Origin of the sequence: Mycolicibacterium sp. 624, assembly GCF_040548615.1 — a bacterium.
In the GTDB taxonomy this organism is placed as follows: domain Bacteria; phylum Actinomycetota; class Actinomycetes; order Mycobacteriales; family Mycobacteriaceae; genus Mycobacterium.
On sequence record NZ_JBEPRZ010000001.1, the window covers coordinates 130,664 to 146,627 of the forward strand.

Sequence of the window (15,964 nt, forward strand, 5' to 3'; positions counted from 1 at the left end):
TCCATATCCTGCGTCAACTCGCGGAAGTCACAGGTGGCGCAGACACGTGCGGGAAGAGATCTGTGAACGATCCTTGTGTAATACGCTGACGCACTTCTGGTTTGACATCATCAAACAACTTATGAAGCGTTTCCTGGGTGTGACCGAACGTCCCTTCCAGGTGCGGGTAGTCGCTGCCGAACATGACATTCTGGTAGCCCATCGCCCACAACGCAGCCGGCGCCGTTTCGTCGTGCTGGAAGCTCGCATAGACCTGCCTGTAGAGGATCTCCTTCGGCAACATCGAGAGTTGAGGTCGCACGAATGTGCCGTGCTGGCGGTACGCCTCATTCATGCGGTCGCCGATGAAGGGAACCCAACTGGCCCCGCCCTCGGAGACGAGGACCTTCAGCGTCGGATGCCGGTCGAGCGCGCCGCCGGCTACCAGCTTCATCGCGGCATACTGACCGCCGTACGTGGTTTGGACGTAGTTGAGCACTGCACCGCCCGGACCTCTGAACGCACCTCCTTGATCATCACCGTCAGTGCCGATGTGAAAGCCGATGACCATCCCGGTTTCCTCAGCCGCAGCCCACAAGGGCTCCCAGGAGTCATCGTTCCAGTCCCTCGTCCCAGGCGGATTTCCAGTCGTCAAGGACACCAGGTGGAGGCCGATCTCGGCCGCGTGATACAGCTCGGCAACAGCGTCTTCAGGAGTCAACAACGGCATCAATGCCGCCGGGACCAATCGATCCGGCGCATGCGACTGGATCTCGGAGACCAACCACTCGTTCTCGGCACGAGCAGCATCCCTGATCAGTTGCGGGTCTTCAATCAGGTTGCACCAGAGTCCGATCGACTGGTACATCACCTCACCCCAGACACCCTCATTGTCGAGGTCCTTGAGGCGGAGGCCGATATCGCGAGCCCCAGGGGGCCTGTGACTCATCTCCATGATCGTTTCGCCCGTCGAACTCTTGGCAGTCTCGATCTTCGGCAGCGCACGAGTGAAGCTCTTGCCGTCGACGGTCACCCGTTCCTCGGTCTCGCTGAGCCGCTCAGTGCGTGGCATCCGGTCGGCCTGCTTCTTCGGCAGGATCTGATGCCAGAGGTCGTCCGGCTCGAGAAAGTGTGAGTCGCCGGAGTGCGTCCAGATCTTCTCAGTCATAATCTTGCTCCGTTTCATTTCACCGCTCGCAGATCAATCCGATGCAGGAAGTGCTTTGGCTTGCTTCTGGGGAAGTCGGTCACCGTTGACCGCCAGCGCCCCGGCTCCGCCCTTTGTGCAGAGCACTTCCAAGCCGCTACTCGCATCTTCGTATCGCTTGCCGATGATTGTTCCCTCGTCATCCGCCTCGAGCGTCAACGCGGTATCGGCTTCTTCGCCCTGCAGCAGCATCGGCGCACCGCCGCAACAGATCGTGGCGGGTTGCGCTGGCGATCGCACGACGATGACCGCGGTATCGCATACAGCGCTATGCAAACGCGTTCCGGGTTTCAAGTTGTTCTGGTCGGTCAAGGCATCAGTCCGCTCGCGTTGGTGGCGAAGAACTTCTCGGTCAAGGTCGGTCCGAGTTGTTGAGGAAGGTCGGTGTACTGATTGGCTGGATCGACGTCATCGGTTGGGGATACGATGCTCGATCCGTAGATGTAGACGTCGTCGAGCCCATATCGTTCGAAGTAGGTGTGCACCGGTTCCCACGCAGCGCACGTGACCCGGACGTTCCTTTCTATGTACTGCGAGGGCCTGAGACTCAGAGTCTTGGAAAGAGTCTTGGAGAACCAGTTCTTGGCGACGCCGTCGAGATTCTCAGCCATCGGACCGATCCAGCCAGCCCCCATCTGCACGCAACCGACCATGAGATCTGGGTGCCGATCGAACACGCCGCCGTAGACCATGGGCGTCAGATAGTTCTTCGCCATCACATGGCCCTGAGCCAACGAAAACAGCTCGGCTCCATCACCTTCGACGTCCCACGTCAGCGACCGGAACATGTTCAGTCGCGACTCTGCGCGAAGCACAATCGGAACACCGCTGGAGGCGAATACCTGCCACAACGGATCCACATCGGGATGGCCGGGGGAGATCCCGCCGGGGGGGATTCCTGCAGGCACACACACCGCGCGCACCCCGGCGTCGATCACCCTCTCGGCCTCTGCGATCGCATCGGTGATCGAATCGGTGTCGATCACCGCCACCGGGCGCAGACGACTGCTGATCTTCGCGATATCAGCACACCAATCGTTGTGGGCCTTGAGTTTAGTCAGCCCCGATTCTGCTGACCCGCCGTCGGTTTCCAACGGACCAGCAGGAAAGAGCAGAGCCCGATCCACCCCAGAGGAATCCATGAGATCCAACCGACGCGACATGTCAGCGGCGGTATCCGCACCACTGTCCACTCTCGAGTCGGCATCCAGAATCCTGCCCGTCACCGCATCCACAACCGCCATTGCAAAACAACCTTTCACCGACTTGAACGACCAGAAATTCCACGCTGACTTAGTCAGGCAGCAACAGACGCCCGTTCTCGACGAAGAACTTCTCCATCACCTCGGGCCCGAGCCGCTGCAGCATCTGTGCGTGCCCGGTCATCGGATCCATCCCGCCCTCGAAGTGCGGATAATCCGTGCCCAGCGCATACACATCCTCGAGACCATCACGCTCGATATAGACATCAACGGGCTCCCACCAGAAACACGTCGCCCGGATATTGCTCGCAAAGTACTCCGAAGGCTTGCGTTGCAACGTCTGCGGCAACGTCGCTGCGATGCTGTCCAGGCGCTTGGCCAATGGACCCACCCAGTAGCCGCCGGTCTCGATACAGCCGACCAAGAGATCGGGATGCCGATCGAAAACCCCACCGCAGATCATCGCCGCCAGGTAGTGCTCCACCCCGACGTGCATCTGAGCCAACGAGTACGGATCGAGATTCAACTCCGTACTGGCCAGCACGGTGCCCACCTTGTTGGACTCCACGCCGTAGCTGGGCCATGTCGGCGACGCCATCAACCCGAAATCGCCACCCACGTGCAATAGGAACGGCACACGATGGCGTGCCAGAAGTGCCCACAACGGATCGAGATCTGGATGTCCCGGCGACTTCCCCGCTGGCACCAACCCACTAGGCGCCATCACCGCACGCACACCACCGGCCACTATCCGCTCGACCTCGGCCAGCGCCCCCTCCAACGTCGAGGTGTCCAGCGAAGCGACCGGCCGCAGCCGATCGCTGATCTTGGCCGTCTCGATGCACCAGTCGTTGTGCAATCCACACATCATTCGGCCGATCGCCGGCAGATCAAGTGCACTGAGATCGATATCGGTATCGCCGGCGAGCTGGCGCATTAACGACAACGGCGGCTCACAGAGGCAGATGAACCCCAAACCCCCTGGACCAGTGGCGAATACCAGCATCCGGTCAATGCCGAAGTGATCCATGAACTCCAGACGTCGATGCATGTCCCATGAACCGGGCGCATACCCCCCGCGCGTCCAGATCTGCTCAGGAGTAGCACCCACCAGAGGCGCATCGTCACGTTCGGCACTCGGATTCAATGTGTTGGGCGCATCCGGATGATGTGCCTTGAACACGTCCGCGAATAGACCTGCCGCAGGACCGAACACCGTCGCCCATTGATGAGCCGGCGTCATCTCATGGGAATCGAGATCCATCATCCGACCCGCAAAACGCTCCAGAATCGACATCACACGCTCCTTCACACCGTTGGACTATCGCGACACTAAAGCCGCCGCCGCCACCACCCCAACGAACAGTTCAATCACACGGAACAAGCCCGAGAATCGCTTGTACGGTCCACCGCGGGTAACTGCCCGGCACCTTCGCCACTGTTGTGACCAAGCACCCGGACGAGCGAGGAACGCGTTGGGACACAAGTTTTCTGGCGCACATCTAGCGCCACTGCCACTGCGGCACCCGACGTTCGAGGAAGGCCAGGCGTGCCTCCGTCGAGTCATCGAGGCGAAGCAGCCGGTTGGTGTAGTCCTGCTCCAGGCGATACGCCTCATGAACCGGCGACCCCTCGGTACGGTCCATAGCCTGTTTCGCCAGCCGCAAGGCAAGGGGGCTCTTCGTCGCGAGTTCGTCGGCAACTCGAACCACTGTGGCGTCGAGTTCGTCATGAGGCACTAGGTGGGTGATGCCGCCGTAGCCCGCCATCTCCGCGGCGTCGACTATGCGGCCTGTGAAATACAACTCCCTGGCACGCTTTTCACCGACCATGCGTCGCAGATGCGCGCTCGCGCCAAGTAGACCGACGTTTATCTCGACGGCGCCGAATCGGGCGCGCTCGCTAGCGATCACTATGTCGCTCAACGCAACAAACGACAGTCCGCCACCCACCGCCGATCCGTCGACCGCGACGACGACCGGTACTGCGCAGTGGGCCACCGCCTCCAGAGACCTCCGCGCCAGCGCACCGTCGTCCACCGCTTCCGCCGGACTCAGCTCCCGCTGCGTGTCGATCTCCTTGAGGTCGGCTCCGGCAATGAAGGCCTTCTCGCCGCCAGTACGGAAAACTGCAACCGAAACTCGCTGATCGGCCAGGGACTCGAACGCTGTTGCGATCTCCTCAAGAGCCTGACGGGTAAGGGCGTTCACGGGCGGCCTCGAAAACGTGACGGTCGCGACCCGCCCCTGGATCACCGTATCGACGAACTCCATGAGCGCACTTCCTCCACTGCTGCAGTTGGTTTTTCATCTCACACTCGCGTGCAATGCGGCACGTTGCACGGCGACGATGCGTGCAGACCACCGCCAGTTCCATAGGGCTGAACTAGGCCGTTGCTTAGGGACGCGACCGACATAGCCTCGCCTTACAGATCACCCCGGACAGGAGCGAACTACCATATGCGCCAACCCGCCAAGTTCTCCATCGGAGATCCTCAGAACTCCCCTGCGGTCACCCACGGACTCATCGTGGAGACCACATCGGAGGGGCTGGTGCGGGTTCAGCTCAATCGTGTACACAGACTGAACGCGATCGATTCAAAACTCGCCCACATCCTTGGCGCCCTGTGGGACGAGGTGTCGGAAATGGCTGGCGTCGCGGCGGTGATTGTGACAGGTTCGGGCACCGAGGCCTTCTGCATCGGTTGTACAGACGATTCAATAGAGTCCAGTCCGCTGTCGCCACGTGCGCACGGTGTTGAGGTGCCGGTCGTCGTGGCAGTCAACGGGCTGGTGCGCGCGGCTGCGTACGATCTACTGGCCCAGGCCGATCACGTAATCGCGGCTGAGCACGCTTCTTTCCTCGAGCCGCCAGCACCCTGGCGTGGCGTAGAGGCGAGCGGACGCTGTACCAGAACGCCGTCGGCGAGATCGGCTGCCCTGTCTGCTGTCGAAGCCCAGGCGGCAGGCATGGTCAACGATGTTGTTCCGCTTGCAGAACTTCGACAGCGCTCAGAGGAGGTTGCGCATCGATACGGGTCAAGCCGCCGTTGCACGACGCCTCATGCTTAGACGGTCCAGAGGTCAGTCTGCGGCGCGTGTCACGGCGGCGTTCGACTCAGCGGGCGTGGCGGATCTCAAGCTCGATTACGGCCAGCCGGCGAGGCCGACCGGCGAGATGGTCGAAGAACTCATGCACCATTTGGCGGTGGCTTCGCAGCGTGACGACATCGACTGCATCGTCATGCGCGCCGCTGTCGGATCGGACTTCGGTGTGCCATCGCACGGTGAGATGCCCCACGTTGCCTCGCTCTTAGAGCAGATGGAACGGATTTCAAAACCATGTGTCGCGGCTGTGTCTGGATACTGCGCCGACCTAGGGCTCGCACTGGCATTGGCATGCGACGTCGTAGTCGCAACGCGCAGCAGCCGGTTTCAGTTGAGTCTGGGGCCGCAGGCCGATCAGGTGGCTGGTGCTTTGGCCGTGCGCATTGGTCGGGTACGAGCCAACGCAATGCTTATCTCCGATAGCTTCATCGACGGGACGGCCGCGACGAACGTCGGCCTTGCGCACCAATGTGTTACCGATAAGCAGCTAGACAGGCATGTTCAGATTCAGGTGACTTCGATACGTGAGGCGCTAGCTGACTGCCGGAGAGTGTTGGGACAAGACTGAGCTACAGGCTCGCGACCAGCTCGCGGCGCAGAACCTTGCCTGTGGGATTCGTCGGAAGCTCAGCGCGGAACACTACTCGATCCGGAGTGCGCGAACCCCGTAAGTGGGCACGAACGTACTCGCGCAATGCCTCCGGATCCGGGTCGGCGCCCTCGATCGGAACCACGACAGCGACGATAGCCTGGCCCCAGGCAGAATCCTCGACTCCGACGACCGCCACATCACGAACATCGGGGTGTTCGATGAGGACGTCTTCGACCTCGGCCGGCGCGATGTTCTCACCGCCCCGGATGATCGTGTCGTCACTCCTTCCGCCTATGAATAGATAGCCCTGCTCGTCGATTTCTGCGACATCTTTTGTCGGGAACCAGCCCTCCTCATCGAGCAGCGAGCCGATACCGGTGTACGTGCCGGATACCTGCTCACCGCGCACGAATAATTCGCCCCGTTCGCCCGGACCGACGACTCGTCCATTGTCGGCACGAACTTCAACCTCGATTCCGGGGACCGGGCGGCCAACGGACCCGAGGCGCCGGGCGATGGAACCGTCGCTGCTCGCCAACGCGATTCGATGATCCGCCGGCGTGAGGATTGAGATTGTTGAACTCGTCTCCGTCAGACCGTAGGCATTGACGAATCCGACGTGAGGTAGCAACTCCAACGCTCGCCGCACCAAGGGCAGGCCGACTCTGGACCCGCCGTATGCCAGACTGCGCAACGCAGGTAGGTCCGTTCGCCGTTCTTCGAGCACAGACACAACGCGGTCGAGCATCGTCGGAACGAGCGTCGCGGTTGTCACTTTCTCGGCGGCAGCGAGCCGTACCCATTCGAGCGCGTCGAATGTGGGCAGGTACACCATTCGACGTCCGGCATAGAGATTGGACATCGCGGCGGTTACGCCGGCGATGTGATAGGGCGGAACGCAGATGAGGGCGGCGTCCTCAGGGTCGGCACTATCGAAATCAACGGTGCCGGTCGTGTAACTAGTGAGATTCGCATGGCTCAGTTCGACCGCTTTGGGCTTCGACGTCGTACCGGAGGTGTACAAGACCACGGCAGTCGCTCCAGGATCCGCGAACCGATCGGCAGGTGGAGTGTCTCGTGCCGCGAGGAGGAAGTCCTCAGAACTGAGGACACACTTTCCCGCGTTGCCCACCACATCGCGGTACCGGCGATCGACCACGACCAGGGGGTTCGGGAGGCGCTCGATCAGTTCTCCGATCGCCTCACTCGACAGTCGGTAGTTGACCGGAGTGAATCCACACGCTGCCCTTGCTGCCGCGAACAGCAGGGCCGGCAACATGGCCCCACCGACACCGACGTACACAACATGCTCCACATCCGACTCCGCAATCACGCCTGAGCCACCATCTGCAATGTCGCTGAGCTGCTGGGTGGTCCAATGCTCTTCACCCGAAACGACTGCGATGCGATCCGGTCGAGCGTTGACCGCCATCTCCAACAGCAGCGAGATGCTCACTATCAAACCCCCGTCGAAATCGGATCCAACACCGTTAAAGAACCCTGCAACTCTGATGGGCACTGATTGGTACCAGATCACAGTCGATTCACGATGCGCAATGGCATGTTCCATCCACCAAAACAGTTAAGTAGCAATCTCTTCCACAGCGTGTAGAACATTCGCAGCGGTTACTTGTAGTAGACGGGCCACCTCGGCCCCCAACGCCGATGCGAGGCAATATGAATCAGTCCGACGATTGGCGGGAGCGCCTGCAGGCACTGATCGCCGACTACAGCCAGCGCGAGAACGACGCCGCGACAAAGAACCAGGATGACGGAATCAAGCCCGACCGAATTAGAGCCGCACGAGCGTGGCACGCCGAACTTGTCGACCAGCGACTCGCTGGACCGGGCTGGCCGAAATCAGCTGGGGGCTTGGATCTCTCCGTAGCAGACCAGATCGACTACTACCAGCTGACCACGGCAGCTGGAGCTCCGCCCCACCCGTGTCCACTGTCGTTCATAGTCGCCCCTACGCTGATCAAGCACGGCACCGACGAGCAGAAGGCCCGATTCCTGCGACCGTTGTTGCGAGCCGATGAGTTCTGGTGCCAGGGGTTCTCCGAACCGGGAGCCGGAAGCGATCTGGCGTCTCTTTCCGCGCGGGCGGTTCGCGACGGCGACGTCTACCGGATCAATGGTCAAAAGGTGTGGACCACCATGGCCGAGCGCGCCGATTGGATGTTCGCCTTGGTCCGCACGGGCCCCGCCGTCCGGAGCACGGAGGGCATCACCTACTTGCTCGTACCGATGGACAGCAAGGGGATCACCGTGCGGCCACTCCGGGACATCTCGGGCGGCGTGCATTTTGCCGAGGTGTTCTTCGACGACGTCGAAGTCAGCGTGCACAACCGCGTCGGAGAGGAGGGGCAGGGCTGGTCGATAATGCGCACATCCCTCGGCCATGAACGCGCGACGGCGTTTCTCGCCGACGAGTTCAAGTATCGGCGCACTCTTGACCAGGTTCTCGCGTTCATCGTCGATCGCGGACTCGATGCCGATCGGCTGGTTCTGCAAAGCGTCGCCGAACTCGAGTCCGGCGTACGCACGATCGCCGCAAATAGCGCGCGGGCTCTTTCGGCCGTACTGGACGGTGCGGATCCGGGTGGCGTCGCATCGGTGAACCGGTTGGTCAAGTCTGAGTTCGAGCAGCGCCTACATGCTCTGGCGTTGAGGGCGGCTGGGCCGTACGCGGCGCTGGGCAGCCGGGCTGCCGGCGCCGTTGATGGCGGTCGGTGGACATACGGCTATCTGATGAGTCGAGCCACGACCATCGGTGCTGGGACGGCGGAGATTCAGCGCAACACCATCGCCGAGACGGTGCTCGGTCTCCCTTCGCATCGCGGAGAGGGAACGCGGTCCGCCTCGGGTCCGGCAGGAGCGCCACTCCTCATCAGCGATCCAAACGAGACTACGCTGCGCGAGGTACTCTCCAAGGCTCTGGCGACCGTCGTCGATCTCGAAGCGGTGTTGGCTGAGCGGGCCTCAGATAGCGGCGTGGACCGTGCGGTCTGGTCGGCCCTGACCGACTTCGGGCTTCCAGGGCTATCCGTCGACGAATCCCTGGGCGGTGCGGGCGCTGCACCACGTGTGCTTTATGCGGCGATAGAAGAGGCGGCGAAGGCACTGTCGCCGGCCCCACTCGTGCCGACCGTGATCGCGCTTGAAGTCGCCGTCTCAGTCGGTGCCTCGCCTTTGGCACGTCGCGTCACTTCCGGAGCCGCAGCGGCTTTCGCCGTGTCACTGGACGACGGCGGCTGGGTAACCGACGGCCGAGCTCTTCCAACCTGGGACGGGACTCGACTCAGCGGCGTGGTACCCGTGGTGGCCGGTGCGCCCATGGCCGAGGTGATACTCGCTCTCGCTCGATCCAGTGTGAGCGGGGAATCGGTCCTCATCGCAATCGAACCGGGTGACCCCGGCCTGTCGGTTGTCGCACATCAACCACTCGACCTCACGTCGACGGTCGGCGCTGTGACATTCGCGGGCGTACGTGGTGAAGTCGTCTCCGCAGGAGACGATCTCGTGCACGCACTGCGAATAGCTCGGCGACGAGGCCTACTGACCGTTGCGGCGGACTCCGTGGGCGTGGCGGCCCGCGCACTCCACATGGCGGTGACATGGGCTACCGAGCGTGAGCAGTTCGGCAGACCGATCGGTAGTTTTCAAGCGATCTCGCACCGCTGCGCCGACACCCTCGTAGCGCTTGAGGGGGCACGCAGCCAGGTCTTCGCCGCAGCGGACGGCGTTCTCTCTGACGACGCGTCTGACGGTGTCGTTGAACTAGCAGCGGCGGCGGCAATGGACTGCGCTATCTCCGCTGCCGAAGCAACGATCCAGATCCACGGCGGCATCGGGTTCACCTGGGAGCATCCAGCACACCTCCTCCTGCGTAGAGCCAAAGCCAACGCCGTCGCGATCGGCCGACCCGAGATGCTCCGCGAGCGTGCTGCTCGGCAGATGATCGCGCGGTTCCGGAAGTCGCAAACCGACGGTTCTCCGACCTCATGACCAGCCTGATACGCACCGTCGTCGACGGACTCGTCCACTCGTCGATGACGGCGCTGGCCACAACCTGCGATCGCATGGCGAATGCGCTGTGTCCCATGGACACTGCAGACCAAGCCCGTGCACTCGCGCAGCAAACGGCCCTGCGTGACGCCGCAGCGAACGCGGCGCCAGACAGTCCCACTACCGACGCCGCGCACACCACTGGCCCGATCTACGGCCGCGGGATGCCCAAGCACACCTGTTCAGCCCAACAGAACGCAAACCCGACAGCACACACCTGCAGATTGCACACTGCCACCTGACGGCGACGCGATAGAACGAACTCGTACGCCACGCCCTGGCCATAGCCGCATGCCGTGACCAAAAACTGTTGAAGGATCTTCCCGCTGATGACGTACGTGATCACGCAGAACTGCTGCAAGGACGCCAGCTGCATCTCGGCCTGTCCGGTCGACTGCATCCGTCCCGGCATAGATGTCGACGAGTCCGGGCTGCAAATGCTCTACATCGATCCGGGTAGTTGCGTCGAGTGCGGAGCTTGCGAGGGGGCGTGCCCAGTGGACGCCATCTACCTTGACGCCGACCTTCCGCCTCAACAACAGCGTTACCTCGACATCAACGCCGAGTATTTCCAGAAGCATCCGCTCGATGACAGACCGAACCCTATCCCGCGGGACCGCAAGAGCGTCGAAGCGGGGTCGTTGAGGGTCGCCGTCGTCGGAACAGGCCCCGCGGCGTGCTACGCCGTCGCCGAACTGCTCGATATCGATGGGGCGGAAGTCGACGTCTTCGAACGTCTGCCGACACCGTTCGGCCTCATCCGCGCCGGAGTCGCACCCGACCACTTACACACGAAGTCGATCACTGAATTGTTCGCCTCCTCGCTGGCCGACCCCCGCCTGCGATGCCACTTCAATGTGGAGGTCGGGAAGGACATCACGCACGACGAGCTCGTCGCGCATTACCACGCCGTAATCTACGGCGTCGGCGCCTCGCGAAGCCGCAAACTGGGCATCCGCGGCGAGGACCTCCCGGGCAGCGTTGGTGGGGCTGACTTCGTCGCCTGGTACAACGGCCACCCCGATCATGCTGACGCCGCCTTCGATCTTTCCGGCCAACGCGCCGTGATCGTCGGCAACGGCAATGTCGCGATCGACATTGCACGCGTGCTGCTCACAGGACCGGAGGCGCTTCGCGCAACAGACATCGCCGAACACTCCTTGGAAGTCCTCGCAGGCAGCACCATCGAGGAGGTGGTCCTCCTCGGACGCCGCGGACTGCGGCATGGCGCCTTCTCGGCGGCAGAGTTCCTTGCCTTGGGGCACCTGCCCGGCATCGACGTCATACTCGATGGCACCGCCGACCTGAAATCTCAGCCCGGCGATGACACCGAGACCACGCTCAAGCTTCAAATCGCGCGAGAATATGCCGAGCGTCCCTCGACGGCGGGCAACAAGCGAATCGTGTTCCGCTTCATGACATCGCCGGTCGAAATCGTCGGCGACGACCGCGTCGAAGCGCTCCATGTGGTGCCTAACACCTTCGCCGAAACCGGCGCGCTCGCTTCCGGTGACGACAGCCAGTTCGAGACAATCAAGACCGGCCTGGTCATCTCGTCTATCGGATACTTCGGTACGCCGGTCGTAGACGTACCGTTCGATCATGTGGCGGGACGCATCCCCAATGACAACGGCCGCGTCCTGGACGACCAAAGTGAACTCGTGACCGGGGCCTACGTGACGGGCTGGATCAAGCGTGGGCCCAGTGGCGTCATCGGAACCAATCGGACGTGCGCGCATGAAACCGTGAGAGCGGTATGGAGTGACTTCGGCGCGAATCGACTGTCCAGAACGGTCCAACGTCGCGAAGGGATCAGACAACTACTGGAGCAGCGCAACGTCTTACATGTCGACTGGCAGGGATGGCGCGCCATCGACGCGGCTGAACGAGAACAAGGAGCGGCCAACGGTCGACCACGCCTCAAGATCGTCCGCAGAGACACAATGCTGGACCTCGTGGCGGGCGACAAAGCGTTTCGTCAAGAGAAGGAGGTCCCGAGAAACGGCCGCGGTTTCGCCAGCACGCTTCGGACAACTGTGCGCTCATGGGCTTCACACTGACATACAGCGACCTGCGAGACCCATAGGTCCCGATCGACGGCTGCGGTACTACACCCTTGCTGGCACTTTCGACCGCATCTCCAACCGCAGCACCGTGAACTCCGAAATCGACCGCGATGCCACCGTCGCTACCGTATGAAAGACCTTGTTCTGCAGGTTGATTCTGACGACCTCCATCGTCGCCAATAGCCCGTGCACTGTCGCACCCGTCGCCGCCGGTGTGATTCTCGGGTCTCGCCGAGCAGCCGGTCGGGTGGCAGAGGAACATTGTCGAATAACGGATCCCCGTAGGCGATCTCATCATGCCCTTGGTCTTGAAGGGCTTGCCCTGCATGAGCCCCATCCTGCCCGCGTCGAGCCTGCCGCGTCGACGGTCGGTCCTCAGGATTCGTCGGATCCGCTCGTCAAGTCCGTCAGCATGGCGACGAGCCGTCGATGGTCGATCTTCATCGACGCACCGCGCGGCAGTTCATCGACGATGTAGACCCGCGCGGGGACCTCGTACGGCGTGAGTGTTTTCCGGCAGAACTCCCGCAGTTCCTCGGCTGCGACCGACGTACGAGCACGCAGTTCGACTGCACCAACGGGAATCTGGCCAAGCCTGTCATCGGGCAGTCCTGCGACCGCAGCATCACTGACCGCCGGATGACTTCGTAGCGAACGGACGACTGTGTCCGGCGAGATCTTGAATCCGCCGCGGATGATCACGCCATCGGCGCGACCGTCGATGTAGAGGAATCCGTCTTCGTCGATATGAGCCAGGTCGCTCGTGGTGATCCACTCATCTGACGGTGCACCGGACTGTGGTGAGGCCACCTGCAAAAGGCCGGTTTCGCCGGCGGGAGGCAACTCGCCTGCGGCGTCAACGACTCGCAGGCGCACACCGGGAAACGCTCGCCCCACGCTCCCCTTCTTCTCCAACCACCGTTCCCGGAAGTCGTTCAGCGTCCACCCCGCCACGGCGCCGGAGAACTCGGTCGCGCCGTAGACGACCAGGATCGGAATTCCGAACCGCTCCCGGAAGGCATCGACAAGCGTTGGTTCGATCGGGCTGGCTCCGCAGTTGATCGCGCGGATGCTGGCTAGGTCATCGGGCGGGATACCGGAGTCGAGCACAACCTGAATCGCCGCCGGAGGGAGGCCGACCAACCCGGGTCGGTGATTCTTCACCGCGGCGTGCCAGTCGGCAAGGTTGAACCGCTTGAACAGAACAAGACGCCGGGCAGACACCAGCGCTTGCAGGAGGCCCCACATACCGCTGATGTGGACGAGGGGCCATGTCAGAATCGCCGCCGATCCCGCGAACGGCGCCTGCGCGGAACCGTCTGACCGGTTGTTGTGCTGCAGCGCAGCACAGAGCGATGCCTCCAACTGTGCGCGTGACAGCGGAATTCTCTTGGGCGGCCCGGTACTTCCGCTGGTCAGCATCTCGATAACGACTTCGCCGAGATCGTCGCCGCTCTCGGCGCTCTCGGCGCTCGCGGCGTGTCGCCTCGCGCCTTGCGCGGCCATCGTCACCGCATCACCGTCAACGCTCCACCCCGTCGCGCCCAATTTCGACACGGCAGCCGCGAATTCCGTGCTGCACCAGTCTTCTTCGCCGGCCAGAACGTAGTCGACCGCAGTGGCTTCGAGATCCGCAGCGAGGCGATGAGGCGGCTGCAGCGGGCTCAGAGTGACCAGGGTTCGCGAACCCCTGATGATCGCGATGAGAGCAGCCACGGACTCGGTGCGGTTCGCCAGTACCACGGCAACCCGACCACCCGCTGCGCACCCGGCGATGGTCAATTCGGTGTCGATGCGCTCGCTCAGCGATTTGACATAACCCCATGGCAACCACTGCCCATCGCTCTGCAGCATGGGTGCGGACTCGTCGATATCCCACAACCGCGCTATTGCTCCGCGAAGGCTCATCATCGTGTGCGTCCTTGAGTGTTGATCGTCGATCACGGCTGTGGCGTCGGACCGGGTGGTATTTGCTCCGGGCCTGGAAGCGTCGGCATCACCGCGGTGGGACGGTGCTCGACCGGGAACTCGGTCGAGGACGGTCCGGCACCTTCGGCAGGCGACGACTGTTCGAGCGCCTTCTGCTGCCGGATCGCCTCATCGCGATCCGCCTTCTCGTCGAGGTCGGCCAATGCCTGCTGTAGGTCCTGGTCGATTTGATCGGGCGGCGATAAGCCCTGAACCAACTGCGCCAAGTCGGGAGCGACCACTTCCTGCGCCGTCGAACCCATATCGGTCGGCACCGCCGGTTGACCGTCGGGAACCTCGGCGACGGCGACCCGCGGCGGTTGCAGAGCCGGGATCGGGTTGGCACCGGGAATGTCGCCGAGGACAACCTCGACTCCTCGCTGGTGCTCCGGGCCGGACCGTTGGAGCCACAAGTCACCCGACGGGTGGTCGAAGGACAGCGCACCCGCCACCCCTGCGCCGGCAACGAATGTCAGGACTGGCATGAGAACAAATGCCGGCTTGCGAGCGACGCTTTCGGCGCGGCGTCGCAGCAGACTCACCATCGCTCGCAGTTCGGCGGCGCGTCGCGGCCCTACTGCCGCGTGACGAGCCCGATTGGTTCGGTCGTTGGACCGTGGGCCCCTTCTCGCCAGGACCGAAGGTGCCGTCATCGACCGACCCCCGGTGCCGCCCCGCGTGAGCCCCGGCGGTGCGCGAGAAACAGATTCATCTCTACCGGCACCCCTTTCAGGTGTCTCATGCCCGCCGAAGACCATGCGAGCGATTCCTCGCAGCCAACTGCGTCGCGGGCAGATTCAGTCACCAGGACGCCGCCTGGAGGGGCAACTCCGGTCACCCGGTTGGCAATGTTCACAGGACTCCCGAACCAGTCCCCTGCGCGGCTCACGGCGGGGCCCGCCGCCACACCCACTCGCAACCGAGGCAGCCCGGCTGCCGCTGCAGAGTCGATGAGATCCAGCATGGCGTTGATCAACGGCGCCGCTTCGTGGGATACGAGCATCACCGCGTCGCCGATGGTCTTAACGAATCGCACTGGTTCATCGACGATTTCGTACGTCAGGTCCGCGAGTCGAGCCGCGAGGCGGGCCAAATCCTCAGGTGGAAGCGCCTCTCCCAGCCGGGTGAATCCGGCGAGGTCGGCGAAGGCCACAGCTACCTGGCGCGCCCCCGGAAGTTGACCCGCGGTCCTCTCAGCGGCATCGATACCTTCCGATTCGTACATACGGCGGAACTCCAGCAGCAGCAGGCCTTCAACTACCAGTAGCACCGGCGGTATTGATTCCTTCGCACGCGCCTCGATTACCTCCGCCAACTCGACTTCAGTCGCTCCCGGGGCGAAGAACATCCTGTATGACGTGTCGCGCATCATCGACGCGAAGCGCCGCAGACTATCCGTCAGGACTCTAATGGCTGCAACGGCCTCTTCCACGTCGAGACCGGCGTCGAGGAAGTACCTCGTGCGCGCCGCCGCCTCCGCGTCAACCTTGGAGAAGACGGTCGCGTCCGGGTCATCCACGCGTGGTAATCCGACGGCGCGTTGAAGGCGCTCAAGCACACTCACATCGATATTCATCGACTCGGCAATCTCGCGCGTTGATACGTATTCGCCATCGTCGCCCATGATCCGATATGTGGGAAGGAGCATCGGTGCCGAAGACGCGCGAATCTGTTCCTCGGTGAACTCGCGGTCGACCAACCACGCCACAAGCTCATCACGATCCCGCTGCGCCTCGTTAGCTCCCAGATCTGGTACCACGATCAGCACCCTTCGC

General features: G+C 62.7%; 13 protein-coding genes. 4 read left to right on the top strand and 9 right to left on the bottom strand.

What is annotated here, in order from left to right:
• Positions 1 to 13: 13 nt before the first annotated feature.
• The 5 genes from ABIA65_RS00585 to ABIA65_RS00605 form a co-directional block, all read right to left on the bottom strand.
• A complete protein-coding gene (locus tag ABIA65_RS00585; RefSeq protein ID WP_241401567.1) occupies positions 14 to 1,147 on the bottom strand; it encodes an amidohydrolase family protein in 1,134 nt (377 codons plus the stop codon).
• A 33-nt stretch (positions 1,148 to 1,180) separates the two neighbouring features.
• Complete coding sequence (locus ABIA65_RS00590) at positions 1,181 to 1,498, bottom strand: hypothetical protein (RefSeq protein WP_354522288.1); 318 nt, start codon at positions 1,496 to 1,498, stop codon at positions 1,181 to 1,183.
• Positions 1,495 to 2,430 carry an amidohydrolase family protein gene (locus ABIA65_RS00595; protein ID WP_241401569.1) on the bottom strand — a complete coding sequence of 312 codons (936 nt, stop codon included), beginning with the start codon at positions 2,428 to 2,430 and terminating at the stop codon, positions 1,495 to 1,497. Before ABIA65_RS00595 ends, ABIA65_RS00590 begins: the two co-directional genes overlap by 4 nt.
• Positions 2,431 to 2,479: 49 nt before the next feature.
• The gene (locus ABIA65_RS00600) at positions 2,480 to 3,685 is read right to left on the bottom strand and encodes an amidohydrolase family protein (RefSeq protein WP_354522289.1); all 1,206 of its coding nucleotides are present in this window, start codon (positions 3,683 to 3,685) and stop codon (positions 2,480 to 2,482) included.
• A gap of 205 nt (positions 3,686 to 3,890) precedes the next feature.
• The gene (locus ABIA65_RS00605) at positions 3,891 to 4,661 is read right to left on the bottom strand and encodes an enoyl-CoA hydratase/isomerase family protein (RefSeq protein ID WP_354522290.1); all 771 of its coding nucleotides are present in this window, start codon (positions 4,659 to 4,661) and stop codon (positions 3,891 to 3,893) included.
• A gap of 186 nt (positions 4,662 to 4,847) precedes the next feature.
• Between ABIA65_RS00605 and ABIA65_RS00610 the strand changes: the two genes are divergently transcribed.
• Together ABIA65_RS00610 and ABIA65_RS00615 are read left to right on the top strand one after the other, a co-directional pair.
• Positions 4,848 to 5,459: an enoyl-CoA hydratase/isomerase family protein gene (locus ABIA65_RS00610; protein WP_241401572.1), complete on the top strand. Its 612-nt coding sequence runs from the start codon at positions 4,848 to 4,850 to the stop codon at positions 5,457 to 5,459.
• Between the two features lie 55 nt (positions 5,460 to 5,514).
• A complete protein-coding gene (locus ABIA65_RS00615) occupies positions 5,515 to 6,063 on the top strand; it encodes an enoyl-CoA hydratase-related protein (protein ID WP_241401573.1) in 549 nt (182 codons plus the stop codon).
• Between the two features lies 1 nt (position 6,064).
• Here ABIA65_RS00615 and ABIA65_RS00620 read toward each other — a convergent pair whose 3' ends face one another.
• Positions 6,065 to 7,543 carry a class I adenylate-forming enzyme family protein gene (locus tag ABIA65_RS00620; RefSeq protein ID WP_241401574.1) on the bottom strand — a complete coding sequence of 493 codons (1,479 nt, stop codon included), beginning with the start codon at positions 7,541 to 7,543 and terminating at the stop codon, positions 6,065 to 6,067.
• A gap of 221 nt (positions 7,544 to 7,764) precedes the next feature.
• Between ABIA65_RS00620 and ABIA65_RS00625 the strand changes: the two genes are divergently transcribed.
• A complete protein-coding gene (locus ABIA65_RS00625) occupies positions 7,765 to 10,095 on the top strand; it encodes an acyl-CoA dehydrogenase family protein (protein WP_241401575.1) in 2,331 nt (776 codons plus the stop codon).
• Between the two features lie 389 nt (positions 10,096 to 10,484).
• Positions 10,485 to 12,215 (top strand): 4Fe-4S binding protein, encoded by a 1,731-nt coding sequence (locus ABIA65_RS00630; protein WP_371746884.1) that lies wholly within the window; start codon positions 10,485 to 10,487, stop codon positions 12,213 to 12,215.
• A 381-nt stretch (positions 12,216 to 12,596) separates the two neighbouring features.
• On the opposite strand, the gene ABIA65_RS00640 is transcribed toward ABIA65_RS00630, so the two are convergent.
• The 3 genes from ABIA65_RS00640 to ABIA65_RS00650 form a co-directional block, all read right to left on the bottom strand.
• Entirely contained in the window at positions 12,597 to 14,132 is a 1,536-nt protein-coding gene (locus tag ABIA65_RS00640) for a class I adenylate-forming enzyme family protein (protein WP_354522292.1), read from the bottom strand.
• 29 nt (positions 14,133 to 14,161) lie between these two features.
• A complete protein-coding gene (locus ABIA65_RS00645) occupies positions 14,162 to 14,674 on the bottom strand; it encodes a hypothetical protein (protein ID WP_354522293.1) in 513 nt (170 codons plus the stop codon).
• Positions 14,675 to 14,838: 164 nt separating this feature from the next.
• Positions 14,839 to 15,957, bottom strand: a complete 1,119-nt coding sequence (locus ABIA65_RS00650; RefSeq protein ID WP_354522294.1) for an adenylate/guanylate cyclase domain-containing protein — start codon at positions 15,955 to 15,957, stop codon at positions 14,839 to 14,841.
• Positions 15,958 to 15,964 lie beyond the last annotated feature (7 nt).

What these genes read in the sequence shown, in the direction of transcription:
- ABIA65_RS00585 (WP_241401567.1), bottom strand. Translation starts at nt 1,147, where the DNA reads ATGACTGAGAAGATCTGGACGCACTCCGGCGACTCACACTTTCTCGAG.
- ABIA65_RS00595 (WP_241401569.1), bottom strand. Translation starts at nt 2,430, where the DNA reads ATGGCGGTTGTGGATGCGGTGACGGGCAGGATTCTGGATGCCGACTCG.
- ABIA65_RS00600 (WP_354522289.1), bottom strand. Translation starts at nt 3,685, where the DNA reads ATGTCGATTCTGGAGCGTTTTGCGGGTCGGATGATGGATCTCGATTCC.
- ABIA65_RS00605 (WP_354522290.1), bottom strand. Translation starts at nt 4,661, where the DNA reads ATGGAGTTCGTCGATACGGTGATCCAGGGGCGGGTCGCGACCGTCACG.
- ABIA65_RS00610 (WP_241401572.1), top strand. Translation starts at nt 4,848, where the DNA reads ATGCGCCAACCCGCCAAGTTCTCCATCGGAGATCCTCAGAACTCCCCT.
- ABIA65_RS00625 (WP_241401575.1), top strand. Translation starts at nt 7,765, where the DNA reads ATGAATCAGTCCGACGATTGGCGGGAGCGCCTGCAGGCACTGATCGCC.
- ABIA65_RS00630 (WP_371746884.1), top strand. Translation starts at nt 10,485, where the DNA reads ATGACGTACGTGATCACGCAGAACTGCTGCAAGGACGCCAGCTGCATC.
- ABIA65_RS00640 (WP_354522292.1), bottom strand. Translation starts at nt 14,132, where the DNA reads ATGATGAGCCTTCGCGGAGCAATAGCGCGGTTGTGGGATATCGACGAG.
- ABIA65_RS00645 (WP_354522293.1), bottom strand. Translation starts at nt 14,674, where the DNA reads ATGCCAGTCCTGACATTCGTTGCCGGCGCAGGGGTGGCGGGTGCGCTG.